We start from the raw sequence: 8,167 nt of genomic DNA, 5'->3' as shown, positions 1-8,167 counted from the left end.
CCTCCATTTAATTCGCATTTAGTATGCGAATTAAGGAGGTGTTTTTTTCATGTCCCATTAATGGGGTTCACTTTATTCTTTTAAGATAGGGACTTTATTACTACATAATCTCTTATACTCTTCCCCACTTTCCACCATGCTTAATCCATTCCACATACTTATAAAGCCTGGTTACTAGATCTTGAAATTGAAAGGGAATATACAAGAAATGAAGGTATAATGGTATAAAGTGAAACTTTAATCAGTGGGGTTCCTTGATTCCCCATCTAACTTCTTTGCTTTCACTGAATTGTAAAGTAGGAGTATGAATCATAAATAGCAGGATACATAATAACAACGAAACATCAACAAATGGTAAAATGCAGATATACAGAACTGCAATAAATCTTAAGAAAGGCTGATTCAAATGATACCAAAGAAAAAATTCTATAAAAAAAAGCGATGGATAATTCCTATTTCGGTCATTGGCATTCCTACATTAGCTATATCTATAATGAATCAGTTTACACCTGCAATTAGAGCAGCAGTAATGAAGAAACTTTTCGAGGCAAAGCCTTTCGCATCACCTAAAAACATGGAAACGATAAAACAACAAGTTGTTGTAAAAAAAGATATTGTTTATGACAAAGATGGACTTGATAATAGCATTTTAGATATTTACTCTCCAAAAAATTTGAATGAGAAGCTCCCTGTTATTATGTGGATACATGGCGGCGGCTTTTTATCTGGTAGTAAAGAACAGACACAAGAATATGGAATGGCATTAGCTAATGAAGGTTATGTAGTTGCAAATATAAACTATGCAATTGCACCGCGGCAAAAATATCCAGGACCAGTTCTTCAAGCAAATCAGGCACTGAAATATCTTCAGAACAATATTGCAGAATACGGTGGCGATATGAATAGATTATTCATAGGAGGCGATTCCGCGGGTGCTCAAATCGCTAGTCAAATCGCTGCACTTATGTCCAATGAAAAACTAGCAAAAACTATGGATATTCATCCTTCTATTGATAATAAACAGATAAAAGGTCTTCTTTTGTTTTGCGGGCCTTATAGCATGGATAGGTTAAATAATCCTGAATCATCAGCAATCGGAAAGTGGATGGTTCATACAATGTTTTGGTCATATACTGGAGAAAAAAATCTAGCATCTTTCCCTAGACTTTCTGAATTGTCTACAGTTAAACAGGTAACACCTAATTATCCGCCCGTCTTTTTGACAGTTGGAGATGCCGATCCTCTTGCACCTCATTCAGCTGATCTCATAGCTGCACTCAAAAAGAATGGAGTGGAAGTTGAAAGTGTTTTATTTGATGGAACAAAATCCGAATTAGGTCATGAATATCAATTTGATTTCACTTCACCACATGCTGAAAAAACGCTCGGAAAAACCATCGAATTCCTCAATAAGCATAAATAATTATATTTGTTACTTATATATCATATCGCTCACAAAAAAGCCCAAGAAGCATCTACTCTGCTCCTTGGGCTTTTCTCTATCTTCTCTTCGTAATTTTTCCTGAACCACCAACCCTTGTTTTAGGGGGTGATGTATTCCTAGGCGGGCTTTTAATCGATGATTTCGGTTTTACATCAGATCCACTAGAACCACCTGGTGACTTCGTAATTTTCCCTTTTTTCTCTGTCGATGGTGGAACGGTTTTACTTCCTTTTTCCGTAATACTTCCTTTATCACCTACAGATGTTTTTGGGTCAATTTTATCACTTCTTTTAATAATAGAGCCTTTACCTTGTTTTGTAATAGGCGGTGGTGTTTTCTTCTCTTCTTTTGTAGGTGGTCTTTCTGGAATAACTGGTTTATGATTTTGTCTGTCCGTATATCCGCGATAATCGCCATGATACGATTTTCGTGAATCAAATATATCGTTTAATATACTCGCCATAATATAGCTTTGTAAAAAAGATGGTTGATAATTTTGACGAACATATTCTTTATTACTAATTTCAACTAATGTATCAGATGGTTTTTCTTTATCCTTCTGAAGATTATATAACTTATCAGAATAGACAAGGAACATCTGATTTTCATCTTCTTTAGATGCTTGCTTCGGCTCTTTCTCATCAATCAGTTCCTTTGCAACTTCGGGAACTGACCGATTGGCAGCCCTATATACGTACGATTCTTGCTTACCATCTTTTGCGACGGATTCTAGTGGGTACCGATCTTGAATCGACTTTTCACTTTGACACCCCGATAAGGCATAACCAGCAATTACAAGTAATGTAACGATGGCAAGTATAGGGATTACGAACGATTTAATCATGGTAAACAATCGGTTTGACATGATTACCTCCCCCCTTACGTTGCCCTTATAATTTGTACGTCAGCAGAAAGAATCGATTCTCCCTCATACATCATTGTACGGCCATCTTGCCACTCAATGCGAAGTAGCTTTCGATTATCAGATTGGAACTCCCACACATATTGTTCATCAGAAACGGCAAACGGTGTTTTTCCCATCGCAACAACACGTCCGTTATATTGCTCTTCCATATGATATTCGATATCATCCATTTCAATCGTCGTTGGAATCTCATCTATAGAATCTAGCCGCCCATCAATTGGTGTATACAATTTATAATAAGTTTTTTCACGATTTTCGATTTTTAAATAGCGAATTGTTTTCCCATCTTGTAATGTTAAAACAATTTCATTACGAGAATGCATGCTTGTTTTTCCGATCAATTCATACATCACTAATGAAACTTCAATCATATCGCCAGGCGCTAACGTTAATAGACTTTTTTCTGGTTGAACGGGCTCTGGACTTTTCATTATATTTTTAATACGTTTAAATAAACTCACGAATTACCCCTCCTTTTCTCGTTATAGACACGCTGCTAAAATGAGGGCCCCAACAATATGTAACGAACCAGCTAATAAAGCATGTGCGACATGCCCTTGCTTCGTTCCCTCTTCTAAATCTAAACCGACTACTTTTTTCAAGATGAGTTCAATAAACATTTCTACGACTAATAAAATAACGAATGAAACCGCTGACGCAAGGAGTGCCTGCCATAAGTCATTTGCCTTCGTAATCGATTGTGACAAAATATACCCTTGTGCAAATAACTTCATAATAAAGCGTGTTGTAACCGCCATATTTCCTTGTTTTATTTCTGCTAAATCGTTGTATTTTGTAAAAATAGAATCAATCCACATAAGTGCAAATAAAAGAACAGCACTTGCTCCTGTCCATACAAGCATGGCTAACACATTCATCCATGTCATGGTAAAACCTCCTCTAGAGAATAATAGAAAACCGACATGATTGAGTTTCATGACATGTCGGGTTCCTTTATCTTCTATATATCTATTTTGATTTGCTGGCCTATAAACCGCGGCTATGAAAACAAAAACAGTTCTACACTCGTTTCCTCCTTTTGTTTTCACGTGGCATGGGGTCAAAAAAGGCACTGACCGCTCCTATGCATGAGCGGATGCTCTCTCCCCCCTCCCAAAAAAGAAAGGGGGTGTATGTCAGTTTTTAATTTATATATTATTTCTCGTACTGCTTCATAATACGAGCCAATTCATCATCTACAGCACTATTTTTATTTAGAGCTGCAAACTCTTCATCTAGCGATTTTTCTTTCTTGTAGATTTCACCACTCGCCTCTGCTTCAGCTTCTAATTGAAGAGCTTTTTCTTCCATACGGCTTAAGCCTGCCTTTGCAGTATTGGCATCGAATCCAGACATTGCTTGATTAATACTCTTTTGTGCTTTCGCAGCATTTACACGTGCTACAAGTGTTTCACGTTTATTTTTTAGTTCTGTTAATTGCTTACGCATTTCTTCTAACTTCGCACGTAAGTTATCAGCAGCTGCTTTATTTTGCTCGTAGCTTGCTTTATATTCATTCATCTTTTGCTCTGCATTTTGCTTTTCTTCTAAAGCACGGCGCGCAAGATCGATATTGTTTGCTTGAACAGCCATATGCGCTTGTTCTTCACGTTTCTTTACAAGTGCTTCTTGCTCTTCAAACAATAATTTAAACTTTTTCTCAAGTGCAATTTGAGCCGCTACGCTTTTCTCAGCTTCTTGTACATCCGCTTGCATATCGCGTAAATATTGATCTGTCATCTTAACTGGATCTTCAGCTTTTTCAATTAGTGCATACACATTTGACATTGTTAAGTCTCTTAATCGTTTAAAAACAGACATTCAAATTCCTCCTATACATTACCTCATATTTCAAATTTACTTCCCGTAAAAACTTTTCTTTACAAGAATAATGTTCATTACCAAATCCTACATATTTATTATATCAAAACGAAGATGTACTTACATGCTGTTTACCAAATACACAAGTTATAATATGACATTTCCTTCTCAACATTTCCTTCTATTAAAATTATCTCAAAAAAATGAAAGTAAACTTTTGTATATTTGTTCAAAATAAAATTCCACTTATTTTCTATCTACATGATTAAACAAAATAGTAATTATGTAGAGAACTGAAATCTAATAATAAGCAATGTTTCAGCAACTAATAAAACAAACAAGAAAATTATATGAGGAGCAAATGCAACTGTAAGGAGCAACGCAACAAAAATAGTACATAGAGTGTTCGCTATATGGCAAACAACAAAAATTTTTCTCTGCTTTTCCCTAATGCTAATAAGAACATAATTTAAAAAAGCAAGAAAGATAAGTGTGAAACCAGCACTTGCAAACCAAAGAGCATCAATCGTATAGGACTGGTAAGTTATCGGCGTCACCACAATATGGATCATTCCAATGATCATAATAGCGATAGTTACTGTTAGAATCGCTTTTCTCATCCAAAAATCCCTCCTCGAATAATCACTTATAGCATACATATATGTATGCTATGTTCGGAATATCCTCTAGATAAATTACATCATCATCTTTAAATAGACTGAAAAACCTTCCCCTTTTTGTTTGTAATTTCAAATCCACCTCTTTTTATCACACTTTTAACTCTTTTCATTAACTTACATGATTGTAATGTTACTGTAAGCTAACTCGATAGTTACCAAAACGTTATTCTTATAAAATGAAATTAGAAGCGAGGTTAAACAAGACATACTTTTGCTTCTCTAAATTTAAAAAACAATACATTTGTATTTACTATAAAGCATATAAAAAGGAGACAAGAAAAATGAAAAAATTAGTAGGAATCGGGTTAGCAGCAGCAATTTCATTAGGAGCATTATCAGGTTGTTCTTTATTAGGAGAGAAAGCAAACGGTATGGTTACTTATGGAAGTGAACAACAAGTTAACCAAGTAATCGATAAAAACAAATCTGATATAAAAGAAAAAGACACATATAAGATGAAACTTGCCACATTAGAAAGTAAAAAAGTACTTGTAATGGATAAGAAGACTGGTGAAGAACTAGTGAAAAAAGAGCTACTTAAAAAAGTAGAAAAAGATAACACAAAAGCAATTGATAAATTACCAGCTGTGACAGCGGATCAAGGTGTATTATTTGCGAAAGAAAAAGTAGAGAATGCTACAATTGATGGAGCAAAATTAAAATACGAAGGTAACACAATTATCGGTGATGGTCGTTCTTATGCAGATATGTTTGCAATCGTAGATGATGCTGCATATGAAAAAGTAAATGGCGAAGAGAAATCTGTAGGTGTACTGAAATTTGATAAGGATCCTAAAGATAAAATCCAAGATACTACTAAAGAAACAGAAACAGTACAACTTGTGAAAATTAAAAAGTAATAAAAAAAGCTTTGCGAAATTCGCAAAGCTTTTTTCACTACTTATTAACGACATGCTCTCTATCAAGACTACAACTATTTGACTGACATGACTTATTTAGCGAACATGCTGCACATTTTCCTTTTTTACTTCTCTTCACAAAATTGAATAATGTATATCCTGCATAACCAAAAATGATAGCTCCAATTACAATATTGACCATCATTATGATACATCTCCTTCTAGAATCCAAGCATGGATCCGACTTGGTATATAACGAGCGTTAATACATAAGCAATAATAAGTGGATACACCACAGAGAAAATTGTCCATTTTACAGACCCTGTTTCACGGCGAATCACAGCTACTGTCGCTAAACATGGGACGTATAATAAAATAAAGAACATGAACGCATATGCTGATAATGCAGTATAGTGCGCTCCCATTACATTTCCTAATACATCTTCTTTCACCGCATAAATAATGGCCATTGTTGAAACAACAACTTCTTTCGCTAAAAATCCTGTTAATAATGACGCTGCTGCTTGCCATGTTCCAAAACCGAGCGGTGCTAAAACTGGCGCAATAAAGCCACCAATCATCGCTAAGAAACTTTCTCCCATATCAACGCCAAATCCAGATGGACCCGCATAATTTAATAACCAAATCACCACCGAACCACCAAAGATAAATGTACCAGCTTTACGTACGAAACCTTTTCCTTTTTCCCACGTACTCAGCCACAATGTTTTTGCTTGTGGTACACGATAAGGCGGAAGCTCAATCACAAAAATAGACTTTTCTTCTTTTAACACTGTAAGAGACATTACCTTTGTAACTAATAGTGCAAGTACAATACCGGCAATGTATAAAGAGAACACAACAGTTGCCTGACTATGTGGGAAAAAGACTCCCGCAAATAATGCATATACAGGTAAACGTGCTGAACAAGACATAAATGGCGTTACTAATACTGTCAGTAATCTCTCCTTCTCTTGCTCAATCGTTCTCGCTGCCATAATGCCTGGAACGTTACAACCGAAACCGATAATCATTGGAATAAACGCCTTCCCGTTTAAGCCAAAGAACTCCATAATACGGTCCATAACAACCGCAATTCGTGCCATATATCCTGAGTCTTCTAATAATGAAATAAAGAAGAACAACGCAAAAATTTGCGGAACGAATACTAATACAGCTCCGACACCAGCAATAATCCCTTCCGTAATAAGAGCCTGAATAAACTCAGAAGCCCCAATATTTACGAGTCCCGCTGTAACCCAATCCGTAAACTGTCCACCAAGAAATTCATCAAGCATATCTGATAAAGGCGTCCCAATCCACGTAAACGTAACCTGAAAAATAAAAAACATAACTGCTAAAAAGATTGGAAGTCCCAATATTTTATGTGTAATTAACTGATCGATTTTTTCTGAAAAAGGAATCTTTCCTTCCTTTTCATGATGAATGACATTTGTTTTTAACTTTTCAATATACGCTGCACGTGTCCTATAAATATGTTGTTCCAGCGTTACATCAAGTTCTGCCTCTAATGCTGATCGAATCGCTATAAGCTTTTCATAAACAGGCAATTTCTTTACTTCTTGCTCTACTACTTCATTGTTACTTAAAAATTGAAGTACAAGCCATCTTGGATGTTCATAATTCTCCCTAGTTAGAAGATCCATAAGATCTGTAATTCCTGCATCTACTTGTTTTCCATAAGAAAGAATGAAAGGTTTTTCCCTCTTCTTCTCACTCTCATGAAGAGCAGCAAGTAACTCTTCACAGCCTTTCCCACTTCTCGCAACAACAGGAACGACTGTTACTCCTAATATTTCTGATAATCTTTCTACGTTGATAACGATTCCACGCTGCTTCGCAACATCAATCATATTTAAACCGATAGAAACTGGTTTACCAAATTCTAATAACTGCAACGTTAAATGCATATTGCGCTCAAATTGAGAAGAATCCACAATATTTAACATATGCTGAAATTCTTCTGTTAATAGAAACTTTGTAACGACACCTTCATCACGAGAAACAGGATTTAAATCATATACACCTGGCAAATCAATTAGCGTTCCTTGCTTATCTTTTAACTTACCAACTTTCTTCTCTACCGTTACTCCGCTCCAGTTCCCTACATATTCATAGGAACCAGTTAGCGCATTAAACAATGATGTTTTCCCTGTATTTGGATTCCCTAGCAATGCAACCTTATTCACGCTAATTCCACCTTTATCATTTTCGCGTCACAATGACGAATACTAATTAACTGTCCACGGCACTCTAATGTACATGGGCCATTGAACATTGCTTTTTGTTTTATACGAAGCTCGCATCCTTCTGATAGGCCAAATGCAGATAGACGTCTTTTCAATAATTGATCCAGTGCCTGTAAATTTTTCACTCGTACTTTTTGACCTATACTTATCTCAACTAAACTCATAAT

Annotated in this window: 10 protein-coding genes; 2 read left to right on the top strand and 8 right to left on the bottom strand. The window is 35.7% G+C overall.

From position 1 onward, the window contains the following. Positions 1-406: 406 nt before the first annotated feature. Positions 407-1,423 (top strand): alpha/beta hydrolase, encoded by a 1,017-nt coding sequence (locus J4P91_RS22775; protein ID WP_243763969.1) that lies wholly within the window; start codon positions 407-409, stop codon positions 1,421-1,423. Between the two features lie 76 nt (positions 1,424-1,499). Here the strand turns inward: J4P91_RS22775 and J4P91_RS22770 are convergent, their stop codons facing one another. The 5 genes from J4P91_RS22770 to J4P91_RS22750 form a co-directional block, all read right to left on the bottom strand. After that, entirely contained in the window at positions 1,500-2,309 is an 810-nt protein-coding gene (locus J4P91_RS22770; RefSeq protein ID WP_207995928.1) for a DUF4247 domain-containing protein, read from the bottom strand. A gap of 14 nt (positions 2,310-2,323) precedes the next feature. Beyond that, positions 2,324-2,830: a DUF4178 domain-containing protein gene (locus tag J4P91_RS22765; RefSeq protein WP_017153716.1), complete on the bottom strand. Its 507-nt coding sequence runs from the start codon at positions 2,828-2,830 to the stop codon at positions 2,324-2,326. 21 nt (positions 2,831-2,851) lie between these two features. After that, positions 2,852-3,256 (bottom strand): DUF350 domain-containing protein, encoded by a 405-nt coding sequence (locus tag J4P91_RS22760; protein ID WP_017153715.1) that lies wholly within the window; start codon positions 3,254-3,256, stop codon positions 2,852-2,854. Between the two features lie 268 nt (positions 3,257-3,524). Next, positions 3,525-4,190 (bottom strand): PspA/IM30 family protein, encoded by a 666-nt coding sequence (locus J4P91_RS22755; protein WP_207995927.1) that lies wholly within the window; start codon positions 4,188-4,190, stop codon positions 3,525-3,527. Positions 4,191-4,471: 281 nt separating this feature from the next. Beyond that, positions 4,472-4,810 (bottom strand): hypothetical protein, encoded by a 339-nt coding sequence (locus tag J4P91_RS22750; RefSeq protein ID WP_207995926.1) that lies wholly within the window; start codon positions 4,808-4,810, stop codon positions 4,472-4,474. A 341-nt stretch (positions 4,811-5,151) separates the two neighbouring features. Here J4P91_RS22750 and J4P91_RS22745 point away from each other — a divergent pair, with 341 nt between their 5' ends. Next, on the top strand, positions 5,152-5,730 hold the full coding sequence (locus J4P91_RS22745) for a lipoprotein BA_5634 family protein (protein WP_207995925.1): 579 nt from the start codon (positions 5,152-5,154) through the stop codon (positions 5,728-5,730). A gap of 37 nt (positions 5,731-5,767) precedes the next feature. Here J4P91_RS22745 and J4P91_RS22740 read toward each other — a convergent pair whose 3' ends face one another. The 3 genes from J4P91_RS22740 to J4P91_RS22730 are packed head-to-tail and all read right to left on the bottom strand — an operon-like array spanning position 5,768 to position 8,164. Further along, entirely contained in the window at positions 5,768-5,935 is a 168-nt protein-coding gene (locus J4P91_RS22740) for a FeoB-associated Cys-rich membrane protein (protein WP_207995924.1), read from the bottom strand. Positions 5,936-5,951: 16 nt separating this feature from the next. Next, positions 5,952-7,940, bottom strand: coding sequence for a ferrous iron transport protein B (feoB, locus tag J4P91_RS22735; RefSeq protein ID WP_207995923.1), 1,989 nt, complete (start codon positions 7,938-7,940; stop codon positions 5,952-5,954). Further along, entirely contained in the window at positions 7,937-8,164 is a 228-nt protein-coding gene (locus J4P91_RS22730) for a FeoA family protein (RefSeq protein ID WP_017153710.1), read from the bottom strand. Before J4P91_RS22730 ends, feoB begins: the two co-directional genes overlap by 4 nt. Between the last annotated feature and the right edge of the window lie 3 nt (positions 8,165-8,167).

The organism is Bacillus sp. XF8 (assembly GCF_017498755.1).
GTDB classification, from domain to species: Bacteria; Bacillota; Bacilli; order Bacillales; family Bacillaceae_G; genus Bacillus_A; species Bacillus_A bingmayongensis.
This window is presented reverse-complemented; position numbering and strand designations above follow the sequence as displayed.